Genomic DNA, 21,546 nt, shown 5'->3' on the forward strand with positions numbered 1-21,546 from the left:
AAAAGTCTGTTTTACAAAGACTCTTAAGAGTATTACTTTATACTGTTAGCACAGTAATAACAAAACTAGTTTCCTAATGCTGCCATTTTTATAGCTGCAATAGCAGCTTCTGTACCTTTATTACCGTGTTTACCTCCGCTACGGTCTATAGCTTGTTGTAAATTATTATCTGTTAATACACAGAAAATAACTGGAGTATCTGTCTGTACATTTAAGTCTTTTATACCTTGTGCTGTTGCACTACATACAAAATCGAAATGTTTAGTTTCTCCCTGTATAACACTACCAATAGCAATTACTGCATCTACATTTTTAGTTGCAATCATTTTTTTACTACCATAGGTAAGTTCAAAACTTCCAGGAACGTCCCAACGAATTATATTCTCCTTTACAGCGCCACAATCTAACAATGCTTCTATAGCACCATTAAAAAGTCCTTCTGTAACCTCTGTGTTCCATTCTGAAACAACAATCCCAAACCGAAAATCTTTCGCGTTTGGGATTGATGCCTTATCATAAACTGATAAATTTTTATTAGCCGTGGCCATATATTTCTTATTTAGCTTTACCTATGAATGCGTCTATTGTAGCTGCTTCTTGAGATGATGCAAAATCGTTTTTAATTCTTTCAAAGAATTTTAACGCTTTGTCTTTTTTACCCAATTCTAATGCTGCAACACCTGCTTTATATAAATATCTAGGAGTAGTAAAATCGTTCTCTCCTTGTGCAATTGCTTTTTCATAATACCCTAAAGCATCTTCAGTTTGGTTTAACTGCATAAAAGAATCACCAATACCACCTTTTGCTAAAGCTCCTAAAGTAACATTATCTGTACTAAAGTCTTCTAAATGGTTAATTGCCTCTTTATAATTCTTTAAATTTAAGTAAGCCATACCTGCAGAATAACTAGCTAAATTAGCTGTTGGTGTACCGCTGTAGTTCTCAATAATACCTAAAAATCCGTATTTCCCTTCAGAACCATTTAAAGATAAAGTTAATAAAGAATCTTTATTAGCAGATGGGTTGTTTAATGCCTGATCTAAATATTGCTGTGGGTAATAAATTTCATTATTAGCTTGTGCAGTTTTAGGATTTTGCACAAAATTAACGTAAGCCAAATAACCTAAAACTCCAATAGCAATAACGCCAATAACACCTAGAATAGCTTTTTGGTTGTTTGCAACCCACTCTTCAGATTTAGATGCACCTTCATCTAAAGTATTAAATACTTCAGCTGTTGTACTCTCTTGTTCTTGGATTTCTACTTCTTCTTCTTTAGTCTTTGGTTTGTACCCTCGCTTCTTATATGTAGCCATAGTTAATTTTATTGATCGCGCAAAAATAAAGTTTTTATTGAAATTTAAAACCTTATTTATTCGTTATTTTTCAATAATTTGCGAGTTCTCTTATATTTCTAAAATAAAACTTGCCAAATACAGAATGCTTTTAAAGAAATTATCTCTTGTAAATTATAAAAATTTTGACTCTAAAGAATTTGAATTCGATGCAAAAATAAACTGCTTTGTTGGCAGCAATGGCATAGGAAAAACAAATATTTTAGATGCAATTTATCATTTGTCTTTTGGCAAAAGCTACTTTAATCCTATTGCCTCTCAAAACATAAAACACGGCGAAGAATTTTTTGTAATTGACGGTCTATTTTTTAAGGAAGAAAGAGAAGAAAAGATCATTTGTAGCCTAAAAAAAGGTGCTAAAAAAATAATTAAGCGAAATGGAAAGGCATATGACAAGTTTTCTGACCATATTGGTTTCTTACCTTTGGTTATTATTTCTCCCGCAGATAGAGATTTAATATTAGAAGGTAGTGATACACGTAGAAAATTTATAGACGGTGTAATATCACAATCTAACAAGATTTATTTGCAAACCCTTTTAAAATACAACAAAACACTTTTACAACGCAATTCTCTTTTAAAGTACTTTGCCGTAAACCATACTTTTGACAAAACTACCCTTAGTGTATACAACGAGCAGTTACAAGAATTTGGAACTATAATACACAAAGAGCGTGTTGCTTTTTTAGACTCATTTATTCCTATTTTTAAAGAGCAATATGCTGCAATTTCTGGTGGTAAAGAAAATGTTACTATTAACTACAATAGTAAATTATTAGAAAAAGATTTGTTGCAGTTATTTGATGAAAACTTAGATAAAGATAGAGCTGTACAATATACAACTGTAGGTATACATAAAGACGATTTATCTTTTGAAATAGATGAATACCCTATTAAGAAATTTGGAAGCCAAGGGCAACAAAAATCTTTTTTAATAGCTTTAAAATTGGCTCAGTTTAACTTTATAAAAGAACAAGCAAAAACAACTCCTATTCTTTTATTAGATGATATTTTTGATAAGTTAGATGAAAACAGAGTATCACAAATTGTATCTTTAGTAGATGATGATAATTTTGGGCAGATTTTTATAAGTGACACACACGCAGACAGAACAGAAGGCGTTGTAAAAAACATACACCAGAGTTACAAAATTTTTAAGCTATAGCACACTGTAACAGATCTTTTAAATAAAATCTTGCAGAAAGTAAAATGAAGCATAAAAGAACTCTTATTTTATGCCTAAATTTGTAGCCCCCTAAATTACTTTTACCTAAAAAAAATTAAAAAAGATGAAAAAACTAGCTCTTTTAGGTGTTATTCTATTATTTATAGGATGTAACAAAACAACAGTACAAAAAAAAGATCTACAGTTATTAAATGGCTATTGGGAAATTAACAAAGTATTTTTTTCTGATGGTAGTAGTAAAGAATATAAGGCTAGCCCAATGGTAGATTTTTTTAAGATTGATAGCCTAAAAGGATTTAGAACAAAAGTACAACCAAAAATAGGAGGTGCTTTTAATACAAATAAAGATGCAGATAAGGTAGTTATAACTGAAAAAGAAGGTACATTTACCATACATTACACAAACGACCTCACGGAAAGAGAAGAAGAAATTCTAAGCCTTAGTAAAGACTCTTTTACAGTTAAAGACAACGAACAAATTACATACGTATACCTACGTTACCAACCTATAGAATTATAAAAATAATGGCGAAGCGCAAAAAAGAGAACCTATTATTAGGAGACCTTTTACAAGATTTTATAAAAGAAAACAAATTAGACCGTGGTATAGATGGTGTTGATGCACGTGCTGCTTGGAAAAATCTAATGGGTCCTGGAGTAAACAATTATACAACTTCTGTAGAGTTACGCGCCACCACCCTATTTGTATCTTTAAGTTCTTCTGTTTTAAGAGAAGAATTAAGTCACGGAAATTCTAAAATTATAAAAATGATAAATGAAGATTTAGGTAAAGAAGTTGTAAAAAAGCTAGTTTTACGTTAACCATATTTCATTTTAAAGCATAAAAAAAACCATCAAGCAAAACTTGATGGTTTTTTATTTTTTATCTGTTTAAAGATCTAGAAAATCTCTCTTCCAGAAAAATGGAAAGCTCCTTCAATAGCAGCGTTCTCATCACTATCAGATCCGTGAACTGCATTTTCTCCTATAGAAGTTGCATATAATTTACGAATAGTACCTTCAGCAGCATCAGCTGGGTTAGTAGCACCAATAAGAGCTCTAAAATCCTCAACAGCGTTATCTTTTTCTAAGATAGCAGCAACAATAGGACCTCTAGTCATAAACTCTACTAACTCTCCAAAAAATGGACGCTCGTTATGTACAGCATAAAATGCTTCTGCATCTCTTTTGCTTAACTGCGTATATTTCATTGCAACAATTTTAAAACCTGCAGATGTAATTTTTTCTAAAATACCTCCAATGTGACCGTTCTCTACACCGTCTGGCTTAATCATTGTAAAAGTTCTGTTTGTAATCATCTTCTTTTTAATTTTTTGCAAAAATAATGCTTTTAATATAACACGCAACAAATTAACCTAAAAGCTTGTAAAGCTATCGTTAATAGATTGTTACATTTTACCACTGTAAGCTAATTAATATTTTTGCCTTAATTGCTCTAATACTCTGCCGTTATCTCCAATCATTTTAAAATTAACTGTTTTAGTTTTAAAATTAAAGTCTAACATTCCAAAGCTTTTTACAAAAATCACTTCTCCTACTCTATAAGGATTTTCTTCACCAGAAAAACCTGTGTATGTATGTGTTAACCCACTACTTGTAAAGTCTACTAAAGGATATTCTATACCGTCTATATTATCTACAGAAAACTCAGATATATGTCTGTCTCCAGATAAAATCATAGCTCCTTTTGCTTTAGAATCTTTTAATAACCTTTTAAGTTTATCTACTTCGTGCGGAAAATTACCCCAACCTTCAAAACCGTGTTTATTAGATATGTACTGTACACTACTTACTAGAATATTAAAATCTGCATCAGAATTAGTTAATTCTTCTGTTAACCATTTCCATTGTTGCTCTCCTAAAATTGTTCCTTCTCCATATACATTTGGCTGCACACGTCTTTCTTTACTTGTAGATGGTGTTAAAGCTGTTCTAAAATAACGTGTATCTAATACTAAAACCTTAATTTTTCCTTCTGGTAAGTTATAATTATGAACCGCATAAACCCCTTCTCTTGTTCTTCTTGGGCTATCTTTTGCTACTCCCATAAAGTCTAAAAACTCTTGTTCACTATCTTTCTTTGCTTTAAACTCTACGCCTCCATCATTTAAACCATAATCGTGGTCGTCCCAAGTACCAATTACAGGTACTGTCTCTTTCAATTTTTTATATCCAGGAATATTATTCTGTGCTTCATAAACACTTCTTAATTCTTCCATATTATCTGTATCTGCATAGATATTATCTCCGCCCCAGATCCATAAATTAGGATTGGTTGCTAAAACATCATCCCACAAAGGGTTTACCTCATCATGTTTATTACAAGATCCAAAAGCTATAATAAAATCTGACTCACTTGCTACTACTGGCTTCTGTTCTACAACATCACTTGTTTTACAAGCACTTACTATTACGAGCAACCCTAGTATAAAAATATTCTTTTTCAAAATCTCCTTTTTATAATATTACAGAACAATTTTAAGACTATTTTTTTACATGCTAAAGCTTTATAACATCTATTAACTATAACATAAACCGGTTTTATTATAAAAGCTGCTCTCTCTTTTTGAGCATTTACTAAAAACACTATCTTTGGTGGTTATGAATAAAGAAGACATTAAAGCAACTAAGTCATTACTTAGTACGCCTCAAAAAATAGTTATTATACCACATAAAAACCCTGATGGAGATGCAATTGGCTCTACACTAGGACTATGGTATTATTTAAAAAGTATAGATCAGGATGCAGTTGTTATTGCTCCTAATAATTTTCCAAAGTTTTTAAAATGGATGCCTGGGCAAGAAGAAATTGTCATTTTTGAAGACGATAAAGAGCGTGCTCAAAAGTACATTACAGATGCTAGCTTAATTTTTACTTTAGATTTTAATCATTTATCTCGTGTAGGTTTTATGCAAGAAAGCTTAGAAGCTGCAGAAGGTACATTTATAATGATAGATCATCACCAAGCACCATCAGACTATGCAAAAGTAACATACTCAGATGTTAGTATGAGCTCTACTTGCGAAATGGTTTACAATTTTATTGAAGCCATAGATAGTACTTCTAAAATTACAAGTGATATTGCAAACTGTTTATACACTGGTATAATGACAGATACAGGCTCTTTTAAATACTCTTCTACCACAAGCAGAACGCACCGCGTAGTTGCAGATTTAATAGACAAAGGAGCAGAAAACATAGCCATACACAACAAAGTGTTTGATACCAATTCGCCTAGTCGATTACATATTTTAGGCTGTGCATTAAAGAATATGGTTATTCTAGAAGATTACCATACTGCCTACATCACATTAAGTCAAGAAGAGTTAGACCAAAATAACTTTAAAAAAGGAGATACAGAAGGTATTGTTAATTACGGACTTACATTAGACAATATTATATTTGCAGTAATATTTATTGAAAATAAAGACGAAGGAATTATAAAAATATCATTTAGATCTCAAGGCGATTTTTCTGTAAACGAATTTGCAAGAGCTCATTTTGAAGGTGGTGGTCACGATAATGCTGCTGGTGGTAAAAGTGATCTTTCTTTGCCAGAAACAACAACTAAATTTATTGGTTTACTAGACAGCTATAAAGACAAATTAAAAGGATGAAAAAATTAATATACGTAGTACTAGTTTTAAGTATTATTAGTTGTGACGGACCAGAAGCTAGAAGACCAATTAAAGTAAAAACTGGCAGCTACATAAAAGAGTCTATAAAACGTAATAAGGATCTATTAGCTAAAGAAGAAAAGCAAATACAAAGTATTATAAAAAAAGATACTACAAACAATTATACTAGTGGTAAAAATGGTTCTTGGTTTTTTTACAATACAAAAAACGATCAAGAAACATATACAATACAGCCAGACGATTTAGTAACTATGAAATATAGTATACTAAGCCTTACAAACGACACTATTTATAGCTTTAACGATATTGGAACTGTGACTTACAAAGTAGATAAACAAGATTTATTTTTAGGTTTACGCAGTAGTGTTAAGCTTTTAAAAGAAAATGAAACTGCTACGTTTTTATACCCATCTTCTTTAGGGTATGGGTACCATGGAGACGATAATAAAATAGGAACCAACGTGCCTTTAAAAGCAGTTGTCTCTATACTAAATGTAGAAAAAGAAAAAGATAGTATTCTAAATTAAAAATCAATTAAAAAAGTAGAAATGAAAAAAAGTTTTTTAATCTTATTAATGGCCATTACTGCAATGGTAAGTTGTAAATCTGGACAATATGCAGATTTAGATGATGGTTTATATGCAGACATAAAAACCAACAAAGGAGATATGTTGGTAAAATTAGAATACAATTTAGCACCAGTAACAGTTGCTAACTTTGTTTCTCTTGCCGAAGGAAAAAGTCCATTTGTTAGTGAAGAGTACAAAGGAAAAAAATATTACGACGGTATTATTTTTCATAGAGTAATGAAAGATTTTATGATACAAGGTGGCGACCCTACAGGTACTGGTATGGGCAACCCTGGTTATAAATTTAAAGATGAATTCACCGATTCTTTACGTCATACAAAAAAAGGAATCTTATCTATGGCTAATTCAGGCCCTAAGACAAACGGAAGTCAGTTTTTTATAACTCACGCTCCTACTCCTTTTTTAGATGGTTTAGATGAAAACGGAAATTTAAAAAATTGTGATAACCCAAGAATTGGTTGTCATACTGTTTTTGGAGAAGTCGTAAGAGGTATAGAAGTTGTAGATTCTATTGCTATCGTAAAAGTAGTTGCTAAAAACAGACCTTTAGAAGATGTTACTATCTCTACAATAGAAATAGTAAGAAAAGGAAAAGAAGCTAAAAAGTTTGATGCTATTAAAGTGATGACAGCTTATTTTGATGAAGAAAAAGAAGAAGAAAAAAAACAAATAGCTTTAGCAGAAGAAGCTAAAAAAACTGAAGCTGCTTTTGCTGCTGAAACTGCAGAACAAATTAAAAAAGCAGAAACGTTACCATCTGGTTTAAAAGTACTTGTTTTAACTGAAGGTACTGGTGAAAAACCAAGAATAGGCCAAAAAGCATTAGTTAACTACGCTGGTTGGTTAAGTAATGGTACTTTGTTTGATACATCATTAGAAGGTATTGCCAAGAAATTTGGGAAATATGATATTATTTATAAAATGCACGGCAACAATTTAAGTCCTTCTCCTATGGATTACAGCCCAGAAGCAAGATTAGCTGCTGGTTTTAAAGAGGGTTTATTACGTATGAAGGTTGGCGATAAAGTTCGTTTATTTATACCGCCACATTTAGGGTACGGTGAGCTAGGTGCTGGACCAATACCTCCTAACTCGGATTTAATTTTTGATGTAGAAATTACTGGCATTCAATAGTGTAGAATTCTCTTAACAAAAAATTATCATTAAATTAAAGGACTGCTCTTGGCGGTCCTTTTTATTTGTAGTACATTTACTACAAATTAATTCTCCCCATATAACCTTAAACAAATAAAACGCTATGAAAAAATTTGCATTAAAAACAGTACTACTGGTATTTTTACTTTCCTTTTTATCCTGTGACAACTCATCTAACGATCTTTTAGATGCTATTAATGATGAAAAAGGAGAAACACAAGAAGAAGAAAACACTAACGATGACGAAACTAACAACAGCACAGCTAAAACTGTTGTAGATGCCTATGGACAGTTAAGTGTAAGCGGAAGTAAAATTGTTGACAAAAATAACAATGCCATACAATTGCGTGGTATGTCTCTATTCTGGAGTCAATGGATGCCACAATACTATACAAAAGGCACCGTTTCTTGGCTAAAAAAAGACTGGAACGCTACTATTGTTAGGGCTGCTATGGCGGTAGAAGATAATGATGGTTACTTAAGCAATCCAGAAAGAGAAAAAGCTAAAATCTTTACCGTAATAGATGCCGCTATAGAAGAAGGTATTTATGTAATTGTAGATTGGCATAGTCACCATGCAGAAGACCATTTAGAAGATGCTAAAAAGTTTTTTGCAGAAGTTGCTCAAAAATACGGAGACAAGCCTAACATTATCTACGAAATTTACAACGAACCTTTAGATGGTGTTTCATGGAACAACACACTTAAACCATACCATGAAGCTGTTATTAAAGAAATTAGAAAGTATGACCCAGACAATATTGTAGTTTGTGGTACTAGAGTATGGTCACAACGTGTTGATGAAGTAATTGGCAATGAAATTAATGATGCTAACGTAGCGTATACTCTTCATTACTATGCAGCTAGTCACAAGCAATATTTAAGAGATATTGCCAAACAAGCCATAGACAACAACTTAGCTATTTTTGTTACAGAATATGGCACAACAGAATACACTGGTGATGGGTATGTAGACACTTCAGAGAGTAAAGCTTGGTGGAAATTTTTAGATGATAATAAAATATCTTGGTGCAACTGGTCTATAGCAGACAAGAACGAAAAATCTGCTGCCTTAACTCCAGGAGCTAGTGGTGATGGCAATTGGAGTCTAAACCAAGTAACCGAATCTGGAAAACTTGTACGAACTGAAATGAAGGATAAGAATCCTACTTTCTAAGAAGAGTAAAAAAGAGTAAAAAAATGAAGTTTATAAAAAGCCCCATTTGAAAAATTTCAAATGGGGCTTTTTGTTATAGATAGTTCTTTTATTATTCAGGGCTATTTTTTAATACCTCTAAAGTAAATTTCCAAAACTTTTGTACAGACGAAATACTTACACGTTCATCTGGTGAGTGTGCTCCTTTTATAGTTGGTCCAAAACTAATCATATCCATTTCGGGGTAGTTTTGCCCTAAAATACCACATTCTAAACCTGCGTGGCAAGCTACAACTTTAGCTTTAGCTCCAAAAACAGTTTCATACTGTGCGCTTAAAACTTTTAAAATTGCAGAATCTGGGTTAGGATTCCACCCTGGGTATTCACCACTAAAGTCTACCGTAAAGTCTGCTAGTTCAAAAACAGATTTTAATGCGTTAGCTAAATCCATTTTTCCAGAATTTACAGAAGATCTAGTTAAACACCCTATTTTTATAGCTCCGTCTTTTACTATAACTCTTGCTATGTTGTTAGATGTTTCTACCAAATCAGAAATACTAGCACTCATTGCATATACACCATTATGCGCAGCATAAATACCACGCAACATTTTTTGTTGTGCATCTGCTTGCATTGCACTTTCTGGTAAATCTATTTCAGTTAAACTAATAGTTAAATTTGGTTCTGTAACTTTTAATTCTTCTTTAATTGTAGCAGCCCAATCTTCAAAATTTTGTAAAAAATCTTTAGTCACTTTAATAGCAACTATAGCATTACTTTCTCTTGGTATTGCATTACGTAAACTACCTCCATCAATCTCAGAAATAGCCAATTCTGTATGTAAACTAGTATTATACAATACTCTGTTCATTATTTTATTAGCATTACCTAAACCGCGGTGTATATCCATACCACTGTGCCCACCACTTAAGCCTTTTACAGTTACTTTATAACCTGTAAAATTAGCTTGTACTGGCTCTAACTCATAAATTCTTCTAGCAGTAACATCTACACCACCTGCGCAACCTATATCAATTTCATCATCTTCTTCTGTATCTAAATTTAAAAGAATATCGCCTTGTAAAACACCTCCTTTTAACCCCATTGCACCTGTCATACCTGTTTCCTCATCAATAGTAAACAAAGCTTCTAAAGCAGGGTGTGGTATATCTGTGCTTTCTAGCAAAGCCATAATAGCAGCAACACCCATACCATTATCTGCACCTAGAGTAGTTCCTTGAGCTCTAACCCAGTCACCATCTATGTACATTTGTATTCCTTGAGTATCAAAATCAAAAACAGTATCGTTATTTTTTTGGTGCACCATATCTAAATGAGACTGCAACGTAACCATTTTTTTGTTTTCTAAACCTGGTGTTGCAGGCTTTCTAATAATAACGTTACCAACTTCATCATTTAAAGTTTCTAACTGTAAAGACGCCCCAAAATCTAACATAAACTGTATTACTCGCTCCTCTTTTTTAGAAGGTCTTGGTACTGCATTTAAATCTGCAAATTTGTTCCAAACAGCTTTTGGTTCTAACTCTCTTATTGTTTTACTCATCTCATTATTTTTTCTAGGCCCAAAATTACATAATAGAAAATGATTTTATAGCTACTATTCCTTATTTTTGATATGATGAATAACAAATTAAAAAATGCTATTGCCTTATTACTGCCTTTACAAATTATTTTGGTAAAGTGGTTGGCTAACTATCCTGCACTTATTGAAGAATATTACAGTAATGGTCTTTACCAGTACACGTCTAAATTCTTCCGTTTTGTTTTAGGGTGGGTTCCTTTTTCGGTGGGCGACATATTATACGCCTCTCTTATAACTTTAGCAATTAGGTATCTTATTATAAAACGAAAACACATCAAACAAAAACCGCTATTGTTTTTAAGAAATATAGTAGTAGTCCTTTCTATAGCTTATTTTACATTTCATTTTAGTTGGGGGTTAAATTACTACAGAGAACCCCTTTATAAAACGTTAAAAATAAAAGAAAAACACTCTTTAGATGAACTAGAAACTTTTGTTACTGCCTTAATTGCAAAAACAAATACTATTCACGCAACAATAACAAAAGATAGTACAACAGCCGTAGTAATACCATATACAAAATCTGAGATTTTTGATATAACTACAAAAGGATATGTTGAATTACAAAAGAAATACCCGTTATTAGATTACAGAAACTCTAGCTTAAAAACATCTTTGTTTAGTTCTGGTTTAAGCTATGCTGGCTATGGTGGTTATTTAAATCCATTTACAAACGAAGCTCAAGTTAATGGTAAAATACCACTATACAGATTTCCTGTTGTTGCAGGTCATGAAGCCGGACACCAAATTGGATATTCCGCAGAAAACGAAACTAATTTTATTGGTTACTTAGTTACCGCTAACAACCCAGACGTTTATTTTAAATACGCAGCATACTCTTACGCACTTAGTTATTGCTTAAGTGATATTAGATATAACGATCCCGAATTGTTTAATGCTTTATACAGTAAACTAAACGTTGGAGTTAAAAAAAACTATCAAGAATTAAGTACGTTTTGGAATAATTATGAAAACCCTATGGAGCCAGTTTTAAAATCTGTATACAGTACTTTTTTAAAAGCTAACAACCAGGCAGACGGAATGAAAAGCTACAGTAGAATTGTTTCCTTACTTGTTGCATACCACCAAGAGAATCCTTTGTAAGCAAAAAACCCATACTTCTTATACTGCTAAATGGTTAAAATACATCAATTTTAACATTTTATTACAATTTCCGAATGGACGTTTCTATATCTTTAGGCGGACTAATTTAACTAATCAACTCAAAAAGAAAACCGATATGAGAATACGACTCCTATCGCTTGCCTTATTTTTGGCAAGTGCTACTATGTTTGCACAGGATTACTTCCCTACAAACTCTGGTGTAAAATCTAAAAACAACAATTACACCGCATTTACTAATGCAAAAATCTTTGTTACGCCTACACAAATTGTAGAAAACGGAACACTACTTATTAAAAATGGTAAAGTAGTACAAGTAGGCAAAAGCGTGACTGTTCCTAAAAATTCTATTACAGTAGACTTAAAAGGTAAATCTATTTATCCATCTTTTATTGACATTTACTCGGACTTTGGAGTAACAAAACCAAAAGCTTCTGGTGGTAGATCTACACAGTATGAGGCTACAAGACACGGTTATTATTGGAACGACCATGTTATGCCAGAAAACAATGCGTTATCTGTTTTTAAGTTTGATGAAAAAAAAGCTGCTGAATACCAAAAAGCAGGTTTTGGTGTAGTAAACTCACACATACAAGATGGTATTGCACGTGGTACTGGTATACTTGTTACTTTAAATGATGATGGCACAAACAGCGATCGTATTTTAGATGATAGATCTGCTCAGTATTTTTCTTTAACCAGAAGTGCGGTGAAAAATCAATCTTACCCATCTTCTTTAATGGGTTCATTAGCATTACTAAGACAAATGTATTCAGATGCAAACTGGTATGCTAACGGTAACAGCGATACTAAAGATTTATCTTTAGAAGCTTTAAATAAGAACAAAGGTTTAGTTCAGATTTTTGAAGCTGGTGATAAAGGTCACGCTTTAAGAGCTGATAAAATTGGTGACGCAAACAACATACAATATGTAATTTTAGCTGGTGGTAACGAGTACGAAAGTATTGCAGACATTAAAGCTACTAATGCTACGTACATTGTGCCTATTAATTTCCCAGATGCTTATGACGTTTCTAACCCATACCAAGCTGGTTATGTTTCTTTAGCAGATATGAGAGGTTGGAACCAAGCACCTTCTAATCCAAAAGTATTAGCAGATAATAATGTACCTTTTACATTTACTACACACGATCTTAAATCTCCTGCTGCTTTTAAATCTAAATTACTAAAAGCTATTGCATATGGTTTGCCAAAAACTAAAGCATTAGAAGCTTTAACTACGGCACCTGCACAAATACTAGGGAAATCTAATCTAATAGGATCTTTACAAACTGGTAGTTATGCTAACTTTTTAATTACTTCTGGTGATGTTTTTGAAGAAAGCACTACGTTGTATGAAAACTGGATTCAGGGACAGAAAAACGTAATTACAGATAAAGACGTAAAAGATATTAGTGGTAACTATAGTTTAGCAATTGACGGCACTACATATAAATTAGAGATTAAAGGTGCTGCAGACAAGCCATCTGCTACACTAAAGCAAGACTCTACAACAGTAAAATCTAAATTCTCTTATAAAGAAGATTGGATAGATCTTTCTTTTGCTACTAATGAAGGAGAAAAGAGATATAGAATGACAGGAGTTGTTGCTCCAAATTCTGATAATATTAGCGGTAAGTTAGTTTTACCAAACGGAAACGAATCTACTTTTGTAGCTACTAAAACAGGAGATGTAGATAAAAAAAATAAAGATAAAAAAGAAAATAGTACGCCTGAGTTATTACCAATTACCTATCCTAATGTTGGGTATGGCTATACTACATTACCAAAACAAGAAAACATTTTATTTAAAAATGCTACTGTTTGGACAAGTGAAGCTGCTGGTATCTTAAAAAATACAGATGTACTAGTTAAAAAAGGAAAGATTGTAAAAATCGGAACTAATTTAAGTGCAGGTGGTGCAACTGTTGTAGATGCTACAGGAAAGCACTTAACTGCTGGCATTATAGATGAACACTCACATATAGCTGGTTTAAGCATTAATGAAGGAGGCCAAAACTCTTCTGCGGAAGTAAAGATGGAAGATGTAGTAGATAATGAAGATGTAGACATTTACCGTAATCTTGCTGGTGGTGTAACATCTATTCAATTATTACATGGATCTGCAAACCCAATTGGTGGGCGTTCTGCGTTATTAAAATTAAAATGGGGACAAAGTGCAGATGAAATGATTTATGACAACTCTCCTAAGTACATAAAATTTGCTTTAGGTGAAAACGTAAAACAATCTAACTGGGGTAGTCGTTCTCGTTTTCCACAAACAAGAATGGGTGTAGAACAAATGTTTATAGATTATTTTCAGCGTGGTAAAGAGTATGATGAAAAGAAGAAAAGCGGACAACCATTTAGATATGATGAAGAAATGGAAGTTATTGCCGAAATTATTAATGGCGAACGTTTTATTAGTTGTCACTCTTACGTACAATCAGAAATTAATATGTTAATGAAGATTGCGGAGAAATTTAACTTTAGAGTAAATACTTTTACGCATATTTTAGAAGGTTATAAGGTTGCAGATAAAATGAAAGAACACGGTGCTGGTGCATCTACCTTTAGTGACTGGTGGGCTTACAAATACGAAGTTAACGATGCAATACCATACAATGCTGCAATAATGCAAAGTCAAGGTATTACTGTAGCTATTAATAGTGATGATGCCGAAATGTCTAGAAGATTAAATCAAGAAGCTGCTAAGACTGTAAAGTACGGAAATATGACTGAGCTAGAAGCTTGGAAAATGGTTACTATTAATCCTGCTAAATTATTACACCTAGATAATCGTGTAGGAAGTATTAAAGAAGGTAAAGATGCAGATTTAGTTCTTTGGAACAATAACCCTTTATCTGTATATGCAAAAGCAGAAAAGACATTAATAGAAGGTGTTGTTTATTTTGATTTAGAAAAAGACAAGCAGCAAAGAGAAGCTATTAAAGAAGAAAGAAATAAGCTTATTTCTATGATGCTAGAAGAAAAAGAAGGTGGCAAACCAACGCAAAAGCCTATTATGAAACAAAAACCAAAGTTCCATTGTGATACTATGGATACTGAGTGGTAAACCTAATAGACAACATAAAAATAACAGAAATGAAAAAAATTATATATATACTGATAGTAGTTTGCTTTACCGCAAATGGTTTTGCACAACAAACACCTGCTAGTCCACAGACAGAAGCAATTACCATAGAAGGTGCTATTGCACATTTAGGAGATGGTACAGTTATAGAAAATTCTCTAATAATGTTTGAAGGTGGTAAAATTACCTTTGTAGGAGATGCAAAAATGAAAATTGCTCGTAAAGGGCAAATTATAGATGCTAAAGGAAAACACGTATACCCAGGTTTTATAGCTGCCTGTACTGTTTTAGGTTTGGTAGAAGTAGATGCTGTAAGAGCTAGTGATGACCAAGAAGAAATTGGCGGGATGATACCACACGTTAGAAGTATTATTGCTTACAACTCGGAATCTAAAGTTATAGAAAGTATGCGTCCAAACGGCGTACTTATGGCACAAATAGCTCCTAGAGGTGGTGTTATACCTGGTACATCTTCTGTTGTACAGTTAGATGCTTGGAACTGGGAAGATGCGGCTGTAAAAACGGATGACGGAATACATTTACACTGGCCAAATAGCTACAGAAGAGGTCGTTGGTGGCTAGGTGAAGACAGAGGTATGCAGCCAAATAAAAAATACAAAGAGAATATAACTAGTATTGTAGATTTTATAGTAAATGCAAAAGCTTATAACAAAACAACAGCTAAACCATACCACCAAGAATATGCTGCTATGGAAGGTTTGTTTTCTGGAGACCAGAAATTATATGTTTACGCAGATGGCGAAAAAGAAATTATTGATGCTATTACTACTTTAAAAGAAAACAATATTAAAAATGTTGTTTTAGTAGGAGGTTACAATGCATACAAAATAACAGATTTTCTTAAGAAAAATGATATCCCAGTATTGGTAAGAGCAATGCATAATTTACCAAGTAATAATGATGATGATTACGATTTACCATATAAAATGGCAAAACTATTAACAGATGGTGGATTATTAGTTGGTATCCAGAATAATGGCGAAGCTAATTTCCAGAACAGAAACTTACCTTTTTATGCAGGTCAGGCTGTTGCTTACGGAATGGAAAAAGAAGCTGCTTTGCAATTAATTACAAACAATACTGCAAAGATTTTAGGAATTGATAAAACCCACGGTACACTAGCTGTTGGTAAAAGCGCAACTTTATTTATATCTGAAGGTGATGCTTTAGAAATGCGTACCAACAAATTAAACAAAGCCTTTATAGATGGTAGAGATGTGTCTTTAGAAACACACCAAACCGAATTATACAAAAGGTATATGGGTAAATACAACAGAGGAGAATAAACTGTTGTAATAATTAAAAAAGCCGTCTAAAACAAATGTTTTAGACGGCTTTTTTAATACCATTATTTTCTATTACTTGCTTATTCTTGTATTTTACCTTCTACAAAAACTGCTGCTTTAGGCTTAGCAAAAAATGAAGCAGACTTAGCTTCTTTAGTTACTGTAACATTCTCAAAAGGAACTGTATTTCTTAATCCTTTAATAACACCATCTTCAGAAGTGTGCCAGCTAATAGACTTTGGCAATACTAAACCGTTTACGGTTTGCCAGTCGTTATAATGTATCCAACTATAGTTATTAGATGTTTCTCCGCTTCTGTAACTAACACTATACCCCAACCAAGCCATTTGTTTTGTTTCTGGATCAAAATGTATAAAATATAAATCCTTGTAAGATGCTCCTACCCCTGGATTATAACTAATTTTAACTCCTGGATAACTCTTACCCTCATATACTACATCTTCAGTTTCTCCGTAAACAATACCATCATCTGCTAATACAAAAGGCATTGCATAAAAGTAAAACATAAGATTATGATAAAATACAGCATCACCTTTATAAGTACCTTCTGTATCTAATAACCAAGTTTTTGCACCATCATGACCAATAGTGTAAGCAGCTGTTTCTATTTTATCTTCTCTAGTTTTTAAATTAACAGTATGTGTTTCTTTTGCATCTGGCTTAGGAATATCAAAAGTTAAAGTACCCATATTTTTCCAAGTATCTAACCCTCCGTGAGCTTTAAAAACCTCTTGTAATTCTTCAGGATAATTAGATGTAACTACTGCTACCTTTTCTTCGTTTTTTACTTCTTCTTTTGTTGTTTCTTTTTTCTCTTGCTTACAAGAAATAAAGAAAACAGAAAATACCATTAATGCTAAATACTTCATTTTTTAAATTTTTAGTTTTTAAGTTAACTGCTTATTAAGTTACAATTCGTCGTACTCCAGTAACATAGTTTACAATATTACATTACTTTTGTATTAATGAATACATTTAAGCAAATTACTAGCCTACAGAATCCGTTAATTAAGAAAACTTTAGTACTTAAAGATAAGTCTAGAGAGCGTAAAAAAAGTGGTCTTTTTGTCTTAGAAGGTGTAAGAGAACTACAACTTGCCTTAAAAGGAAACTATAGTATTGAGACTTTATTTTTTTGTGAAAATTTAATCTCAAAAGAAACTGTAATCAACCTAACAAAAAATAACACAACAGCAGAGGTTATAGAAATTACATTAGATGTTTACCAAAAAATAGCATACAGAGCTACAACAGAAGGTGTTATGGCTCTTGTAAAATCTAAAGAACACAACCTTGATAGTTTACATTTTTCTACTAAAAAACCATTAATTTTAGTTGCAGAAGCTCCAGAAAAACCAGGTAATATTGGTGCGCTATTACGTACTGCAGATGCTGCTAATTTAGATGCAGTAATAATAGCTAATCCAAAAACAGATTTATACAACCCTAATATTATACGCTCTAGTGTTGGTTGTGTTTTTACAAATAAAATTGCAACAGGTAACACAACAGAAATAATAGCGTTTTTAAAAGAGCATAATATTGCTACCTATTGTGCTGCATTAACTGCTTCCAAAGCATACACAAAGGTAGATTACGCAGAAAGCTCCGCTATTGTTGTTGGTACAGAAGCTACAGGATTATCTAACGAGTGGCTAAACAACTCTACCCAAAACATAATTATACCTATGGAAGGGCAAATAGATTCTATGAATGTTTCTGTTGCTGCTGCTATAGTTATTTTTGAAGCTAAACGACAAAGAAGTTAGGATTCACTATTTTTACATACCAAACCACCACTAATAACCATTATATGAATATCTTATTTTATGTTATACTGGCTATTATTCTACTACAATTTACCATAGATGCGGTAGTAGATTATTTAAATGCTAAAAAATTTAAAGAAGCTGTACCTAAAGAATTAGATGGTATTTTTAACGAAGAAGAGTATAAAAAATCTCAACGTTACAAAACTGCTAATTATAGATTTGGTCTATTTTCTGGTACGTTCTCTTTATTATTAACACTATCTTTTTTAATCTTTGGAGGTTTTGGTTGGGTAGATAGCATTGCGCGTAGCATAACGGACAACCCTATTTTAATAGCCATTGTATTTTTTGCAATTGTAATGATTGGTAGTAGCGTATTAAATGTACCATTAGCATATTACAGCACTTTTGTTATAGAAGAAAAGTTTGACTTTAATAAAAGCACAAAAAAATTATTCTTTATAGACCTTTTAAAAAGCTGGATTTTAACTGCTATTATTGGTGGTGCATTATTAACACTTGTAATTTGGTTTTACAATTGGGCTGGTACTAATTTTTGGATATACGCTTGGGCAGCTATTGCAATTATTTCTGTATTTATGAATATGTTTTATAGCAAACTAATTGTACCTCTTTTTAACAAACAAAAACCTTTAGAAAATGGCTCTCTTAAAACTAAAATTGAAGAATACGCTAAGAAAGTTGGTTTTGAATTACAGAATATTTTTATAATAGATGGTTCTAAAAGATCTACAAAAGCAAATGCTTATTTCTCTGGCTTTGGAAAGCAAAAAAGAATTACATTGTATGACACTCTTGTAAAAGATTTAGATGAAGAGGAGATTATTGCCGTTTTAGCGCACGAGGTTGGTCATTACAAACGTAGACATATTCTATTTAACTTAACGGCTTCAATTATATTAACAGGGCTTACTTTATACATTTTATCAATCTTTATTAATAACCCAGATATATCTTTAGCTATAGGCGTATCTGTACCAAGTTTCCATGCTGCATTAATTGGTTTTGGTATACTATATAGCCCAATATCAGAAATTACTAACTTAATAATGAACTACTTATCTAGAAAGTTTGAGTACCAAGCAGATGATTACGCTAAAAAAACCTATGCACACACCCCATTGATTACATCGTTAAAAAAACTATCTAAAACTAGTTTAAGCAACCTTACGCCACACCCTGCATATGTTTTCATGAATTATTCTCACCCTACTCTTTTAGACAGAATTAATAATTTAAAAAAATAATTTTTGTTGATTATTCTGAAACTTTAATGTAATTTTAGTTCATATGACGGAAGCAGAAATAGAAAAAGAAAATAAAGAAATTACACGCCAGTATAAAGAATTGCTGCGCGTTAGCTATCTAACACTTTCTGATGAAGATAAAAAACTAATTAGATCTGCGTTCGAGATTGCTGTGGATGCACACAAAGATCAACGTAGAAAATCTGGCGAAGCTTATATTTTTCATCCTATAGCGGTAGCTAGAATTGTAGCTTCCGAGATTGGTTTAGATGCTGTTTCTATTGCTTCTGCCCTATTGCATGATGTTGTAGAAGACACTGAATATACATTGGCAGACATAGAACGTATGTTTGGCGAAACGGTAGCTAAAATTGTAGACGGCTTAACTAAAATTGCTCACCTAAAAAAAGATATGAATGTATCTCAACAGGCAGAGAATTTTAGAAAAATGCTATTAACTTTAAATGATGACGTTAGAGTTATTATTATAAAAATTGCAGACCGTTACCACAATATGCTTACTATGGATTCTATGCCAGAGCATAAGCAGTTAAAAATAGCTTCTGAAACATTATACATTTACGCTCCTCTTGCTCATAGAATTGGGTTATATAATATTAAAACTGAATTAGAAGATTTAAGTTTAAAATATACAGAGCCCGAAGTCTACAACGATATTCAGAGTAAAATTGAAGAAACAAAAGAAGAGCAACAAGAATATATAGACTCTTTTTCGCACACCATACAAGATTCTTTAGACAAAGAAGGTTTAAATTATACCATTAAAGGCAGAATGAAATCTATCTTTTCTATTCGTAGAAAAATGAAGGTTCAGAATGTACCTTTTGATGAGATTTATGACAAATTTGCTATTCGTATAATTTATAAGTCAGATAAGGCTAATGAAAAGTTTTTGGCTTGGAAAATTTATTCTGTAGTTACAGATAATTTCACTCCAAACCCCGTACGTTTAAGAGATTGGATTTCTTCTCCTAAATCTACTGGTTACGAGGCCTTGCATATTACAGTAATGGGACCAGATGCCAAATGGGTAGAAGTGCAAATACGTAGTGAGCGTATGCACGAAATTGCAGAAAAAGGATATGCTGCTCATTTTAAATATAAACACGGAGAACAAAAAGAACAAGGTATAGAGATTTGGTTAAATAGACTGCAAGAAGCATTAGAAAATGCAAATACCAATGCTGTAGACTTTGTAGAAGAATTTAAGTTAAACTTATACTCTAAAGAAATATTTGTTTTTACACCACAAGGAGATTTAAAGTCTATGCCTAAAGGAGCCACTTCTTTAGACTTTGCGTTTCATATACACTCAGAGGTTGGTTTAAAAACAAGAGGTACAAAGGTAAATGGTAAATTAGTACCATTAAATACCATTTTACATAGTGGTGACCAGGTAGAGGTTATTACATCAGAAAAAAGTAAACCTAACCAAAGTTGGTTAGATTATGCTACTACGGCACGTGCAAGATCTAAAATTAAATCTTCTTTAAGAGAAGAGAAAAAAGAAGTTGCAGAAGATGGTAAAGAAATATTACGTCGTAAGCTAAAATCTCAGAAAATTAGTTTTAATGAGGATACCATTAATAAAATGGTGTACCATTTTAAATTAAAAACTAGTTTAGATTTATTTTACAGAGTAGCTACCGGTTCTATAGACAATACACAGATAAAAGATTTTGCATCGTCATATAGTAATGCTTTTATTAGTTTCTTTAAAAATAGAATTAGAAGAACTCCTTCTCAAGAAAATATAGATAAGGAAGAAATTACGGCAAAATATGATCAGCTAGTTTTTGGTAAAGAAGAAGAAAAACTAAAGTACAAACTGTCTCAATGTTGTAACCCAATTCCTGGAGATGATGTGTTTGGTTTTATTAGTGTAACAGAAGGTATAAAAGTACACACTAAAAACTGTCCAAATGCCATATCTTTGCAATCTAATTACGCTTATAGAATTATACAGGCTAAATGGATAGATTCTTCTCAGCAAGAGTTTACGGCAAACGTTCAATTAACAGGTATAGACAATATTGGAATTATTAGTGACCTTACAACAATTATTTCTCAACAAATGCATGTAAACATGAGAAGTGTTAACTTTAGTACTGATGGCGGTACTTTCTCGGGAAAAATATCTGTTGTAGTTAAAAATAATTCCATCTTAATTAAGCTTATTAACAATTTAAAGAAAATTAACGGTATAGATAAAGTAGTAAGGATTTAAAATTTACA

19 protein-coding genes are annotated in these 21,546 nt (G+C 32.3%); 13 read left to right on the plus strand and 6 right to left on the minus strand.

The features are described from left to right. Positions 1-65: 65 nt before the first annotated feature. Positions 66-548: a 6,7-dimethyl-8-ribityllumazine synthase gene (gene ribH / locus BT107_RS05175; RefSeq protein ID WP_072302677.1), complete on the minus strand. Its 483-nt coding sequence runs from the start codon at positions 546-548 to the stop codon at positions 66-68. Positions 549-555: 7 nt separating this feature from the next. Continuing rightward, positions 556-1,317 carry a tetratricopeptide repeat protein gene (locus tag BT107_RS05180; protein ID WP_072302678.1) on the minus strand — a complete coding sequence of 254 codons (762 nt, stop codon included), beginning with the start codon at positions 1,315-1,317 and terminating at the stop codon, positions 556-558. Positions 1,318-1,441: 124 nt separating this feature from the next. Here BT107_RS05180 and recF point away from each other — a divergent pair, with 124 nt between their 5' ends. From recF to BT107_RS05195, 3 genes are all read left to right on the plus strand, one after another. Further along, entirely contained in the window at positions 1,442-2,521 is a 1,080-nt protein-coding gene (recF, locus tag BT107_RS05185; RefSeq protein ID WP_072302921.1) for a DNA replication/repair protein RecF, read from the plus strand. 124 nt (positions 2,522-2,645) lie between these two features. Next, complete coding sequence (locus BT107_RS05190; RefSeq protein WP_072302679.1) at positions 2,646-3,062, plus strand: hypothetical protein; 417 nt, start codon at positions 2,646-2,648, stop codon at positions 3,060-3,062. A 5-nt stretch (positions 3,063-3,067) separates the two neighbouring features. Then, positions 3,068-3,364 (plus strand): DciA family protein, encoded by a 297-nt coding sequence (locus tag BT107_RS05195; RefSeq protein WP_072302680.1) that lies wholly within the window; start codon positions 3,068-3,070, stop codon positions 3,362-3,364. Between the two features lie 77 nt (positions 3,365-3,441). Here the strand turns inward: BT107_RS05195 and BT107_RS05200 are convergent, their stop codons facing one another. Continuing rightward, positions 3,442-3,861: a nucleoside-diphosphate kinase gene (locus BT107_RS05200; protein WP_072302681.1), complete on the minus strand. Its 420-nt coding sequence runs from the start codon at positions 3,859-3,861 to the stop codon at positions 3,442-3,444. A 114-nt stretch (positions 3,862-3,975) separates the two neighbouring features. Next, positions 3,976-5,010 carry an alkaline phosphatase D family protein gene (locus BT107_RS05205; RefSeq protein ID WP_072302682.1) on the minus strand — a complete coding sequence of 345 codons (1,035 nt, stop codon included), beginning with the start codon at positions 5,008-5,010 and terminating at the stop codon, positions 3,976-3,978. A gap of 154 nt (positions 5,011-5,164) precedes the next feature. On the opposite strand from BT107_RS05205, the gene BT107_RS05210 reads away from it, so the two are divergent. The 4 genes from BT107_RS05210 (at position 5,165) to BT107_RS05225 (ending at position 9,124) form a co-directional block, all read left to right on the plus strand. Continuing rightward, complete coding sequence (locus BT107_RS05210; RefSeq protein ID WP_072302683.1) at positions 5,165-6,181, plus strand: DHH family phosphoesterase; 1,017 nt, start codon at positions 5,165-5,167, stop codon at positions 6,179-6,181. Next, positions 6,178-6,729 carry a gliding motility-associated peptidyl-prolyl isomerase GldI gene (gldI, locus tag BT107_RS05215; RefSeq protein WP_072302684.1) on the plus strand — a complete coding sequence of 184 codons (552 nt, stop codon included), beginning with the start codon at positions 6,178-6,180 and terminating at the stop codon, positions 6,727-6,729. The genes BT107_RS05210 and gldI overlap by 4 nt, the downstream gene beginning before the upstream one ends. Before the next feature lie 21 nt (positions 6,730-6,750). After that, on the plus strand, positions 6,751-7,926 hold the full coding sequence (locus BT107_RS05220; protein ID WP_072302685.1) for a peptidylprolyl isomerase: 1,176 nt from the start codon (positions 6,751-6,753) through the stop codon (positions 7,924-7,926). Positions 7,927-8,050: 124 nt separating this feature from the next. Then, the gene (locus BT107_RS05225) at positions 8,051-9,124 is read left to right on the plus strand and encodes a glycoside hydrolase family 5 protein (protein ID WP_072302686.1); all 1,074 of its coding nucleotides are present in this window, start codon (positions 8,051-8,053) and stop codon (positions 9,122-9,124) included. 91 nt (positions 9,125-9,215) lie between these two features. Here the strand turns inward: BT107_RS05225 and BT107_RS05230 are convergent, their stop codons facing one another. After that, a complete protein-coding gene (locus tag BT107_RS05230) occupies positions 9,216-10,667 on the minus strand; it encodes an aminoacyl-histidine dipeptidase (RefSeq protein ID WP_072302687.1) in 1,452 nt (483 codons plus the stop codon). Positions 10,668-10,739: 72 nt separating this feature from the next. Between BT107_RS05230 and BT107_RS05235 the strand changes: the two genes are divergently transcribed. The 3 genes from BT107_RS05235 (at position 10,740) to BT107_RS05245 (ending at position 16,229) form a co-directional block, all read left to right on the plus strand. Continuing rightward, complete coding sequence (locus BT107_RS05235; RefSeq protein WP_342039450.1) at positions 10,740-11,810, plus strand: DUF3810 domain-containing protein; 1,071 nt, start codon at positions 10,740-10,742, stop codon at positions 11,808-11,810. Positions 11,811-11,946: 136 nt separating this feature from the next. Continuing rightward, the gene (locus tag BT107_RS05240; protein WP_072302689.1) at positions 11,947-14,904 is read left to right on the plus strand and encodes an amidohydrolase family protein; all 2,958 of its coding nucleotides are present in this window, start codon (positions 11,947-11,949) and stop codon (positions 14,902-14,904) included. 29 nt (positions 14,905-14,933) lie between these two features. Then, complete coding sequence (locus BT107_RS05245; RefSeq protein ID WP_072302922.1) at positions 14,934-16,229, plus strand: amidohydrolase family protein; 1,296 nt, start codon at positions 14,934-14,936, stop codon at positions 16,227-16,229. A gap of 80 nt (positions 16,230-16,309) precedes the next feature. Here the strand turns inward: BT107_RS05245 and BT107_RS05250 are convergent, their stop codons facing one another. Next, positions 16,310-17,119, minus strand: coding sequence for a DUF6503 family protein (locus BT107_RS05250; protein WP_072302690.1), 810 nt, complete (start codon positions 17,117-17,119; stop codon positions 16,310-16,312). 96 nt (positions 17,120-17,215) lie between these two features. Here BT107_RS05250 and BT107_RS05255 point away from each other — a divergent pair, with 96 nt between their 5' ends. From BT107_RS05255 to BT107_RS05265, 3 genes are read left to right on the plus strand one after another with little or no spacing between them, the layout of a single operon-like run. Further along, complete coding sequence (locus BT107_RS05255) at positions 17,216-18,019, plus strand: TrmH family RNA methyltransferase (RefSeq protein ID WP_072302691.1); 804 nt, start codon at positions 17,216-17,218, stop codon at positions 18,017-18,019. A gap of 44 nt (positions 18,020-18,063) precedes the next feature. After that, complete coding sequence (locus BT107_RS05260; protein WP_072302692.1) at positions 18,064-19,290, plus strand: M48 family metallopeptidase; 1,227 nt, start codon at positions 18,064-18,066, stop codon at positions 19,288-19,290. A 43-nt stretch (positions 19,291-19,333) separates the two neighbouring features. After that, positions 19,334-21,538, plus strand: coding sequence for a RelA/SpoT family protein (locus BT107_RS05265; protein ID WP_072302693.1), 2,205 nt, complete (start codon positions 19,334-19,336; stop codon positions 21,536-21,538). The last annotated feature ends 8 nt before the right edge of the window (positions 21,539-21,546 follow it).

This window comes from Cellulophaga fucicola (genome assembly GCF_900119145.1).
Taxonomy (GTDB): Bacteria; Bacteroidota; Bacteroidia; order Flavobacteriales; family Flavobacteriaceae; genus Cellulophaga; species Cellulophaga fucicola.

What these genes read in the sequence shown, in the direction of transcription:
- BT107_RS05220 (WP_072302685.1), top strand. Translation starts at nt 6,751, where the DNA reads ATGAAAAAAAGTTTTTTAATCTTATTAATGGCCATTACTGCAATGGTA.
- ribH (WP_072302677.1), bottom strand. Translation starts at nt 548, where the DNA reads ATGGCCACGGCTAATAAAAATTTATCAGTTTATGATAAGGCATCAATC.
- BT107_RS05190 (WP_072302679.1), top strand. Translation starts at nt 2,646, where the DNA reads ATGAAAAAACTAGCTCTTTTAGGTGTTATTCTATTATTTATAGGATGT.
- BT107_RS05250 (WP_072302690.1), bottom strand. Translation starts at nt 17,119, where the DNA reads ATGAAGTATTTAGCATTAATGGTATTTTCTGTTTTCTTTATTTCTTGT.
- BT107_RS05235 (WP_342039450.1), top strand. Translation starts at nt 10,740, where the DNA reads ATGATGAATAACAAATTAAAAAATGCTATTGCCTTATTACTGCCTTTA.
- BT107_RS05210 (WP_072302683.1), top strand. Translation starts at nt 5,165, where the DNA reads ATGAATAAAGAAGACATTAAAGCAACTAAGTCATTACTTAGTACGCCT.
- BT107_RS05195 (WP_072302680.1), top strand. Translation starts at nt 3,068, where the DNA reads ATGGCGAAGCGCAAAAAAGAGAACCTATTATTAGGAGACCTTTTACAA.
- BT107_RS05225 (WP_072302686.1), top strand. Translation starts at nt 8,051, where the DNA reads ATGAAAAAATTTGCATTAAAAACAGTACTACTGGTATTTTTACTTTCC.
- BT107_RS05240 (WP_072302689.1), top strand. Translation starts at nt 11,947, where the DNA reads ATGAGAATACGACTCCTATCGCTTGCCTTATTTTTGGCAAGTGCTACT.
- BT107_RS05200 (WP_072302681.1), bottom strand. Translation starts at nt 3,861, where the DNA reads ATGATTACAAACAGAACTTTTACAATGATTAAGCCAGACGGTGTAGAG.
- BT107_RS05230 (WP_072302687.1), bottom strand. Translation starts at nt 10,667, where the DNA reads ATGAGTAAAACAATAAGAGAGTTAGAACCAAAAGCTGTTTGGAACAAA.
- BT107_RS05260 (WP_072302692.1), top strand. Translation starts at nt 18,064, where the DNA reads ATGAATATCTTATTTTATGTTATACTGGCTATTATTCTACTACAATTT.
- gldI (WP_072302684.1), top strand. Translation starts at nt 6,178, where the DNA reads ATGAAAAAATTAATATACGTAGTACTAGTTTTAAGTATTATTAGTTGT.
- BT107_RS05255 (WP_072302691.1), top strand. Translation starts at nt 17,216, where the DNA reads ATGAATACATTTAAGCAAATTACTAGCCTACAGAATCCGTTAATTAAG.
- BT107_RS05265 (WP_072302693.1), top strand. Translation starts at nt 19,334, where the DNA reads ATGACGGAAGCAGAAATAGAAAAAGAAAATAAAGAAATTACACGCCAG.
- BT107_RS05245 (WP_072302922.1), top strand. Translation starts at nt 14,934, where the DNA reads ATGAAAAAAATTATATATATACTGATAGTAGTTTGCTTTACCGCAAAT.
- BT107_RS05180 (WP_072302678.1), bottom strand. Translation starts at nt 1,317, where the DNA reads ATGGCTACATATAAGAAGCGAGGGTACAAACCAAAGACTAAAGAAGAA.
- recF (WP_072302921.1), top strand. Translation starts at nt 1,442, where the DNA reads ATGCTTTTAAAGAAATTATCTCTTGTAAATTATAAAAATTTTGACTCT.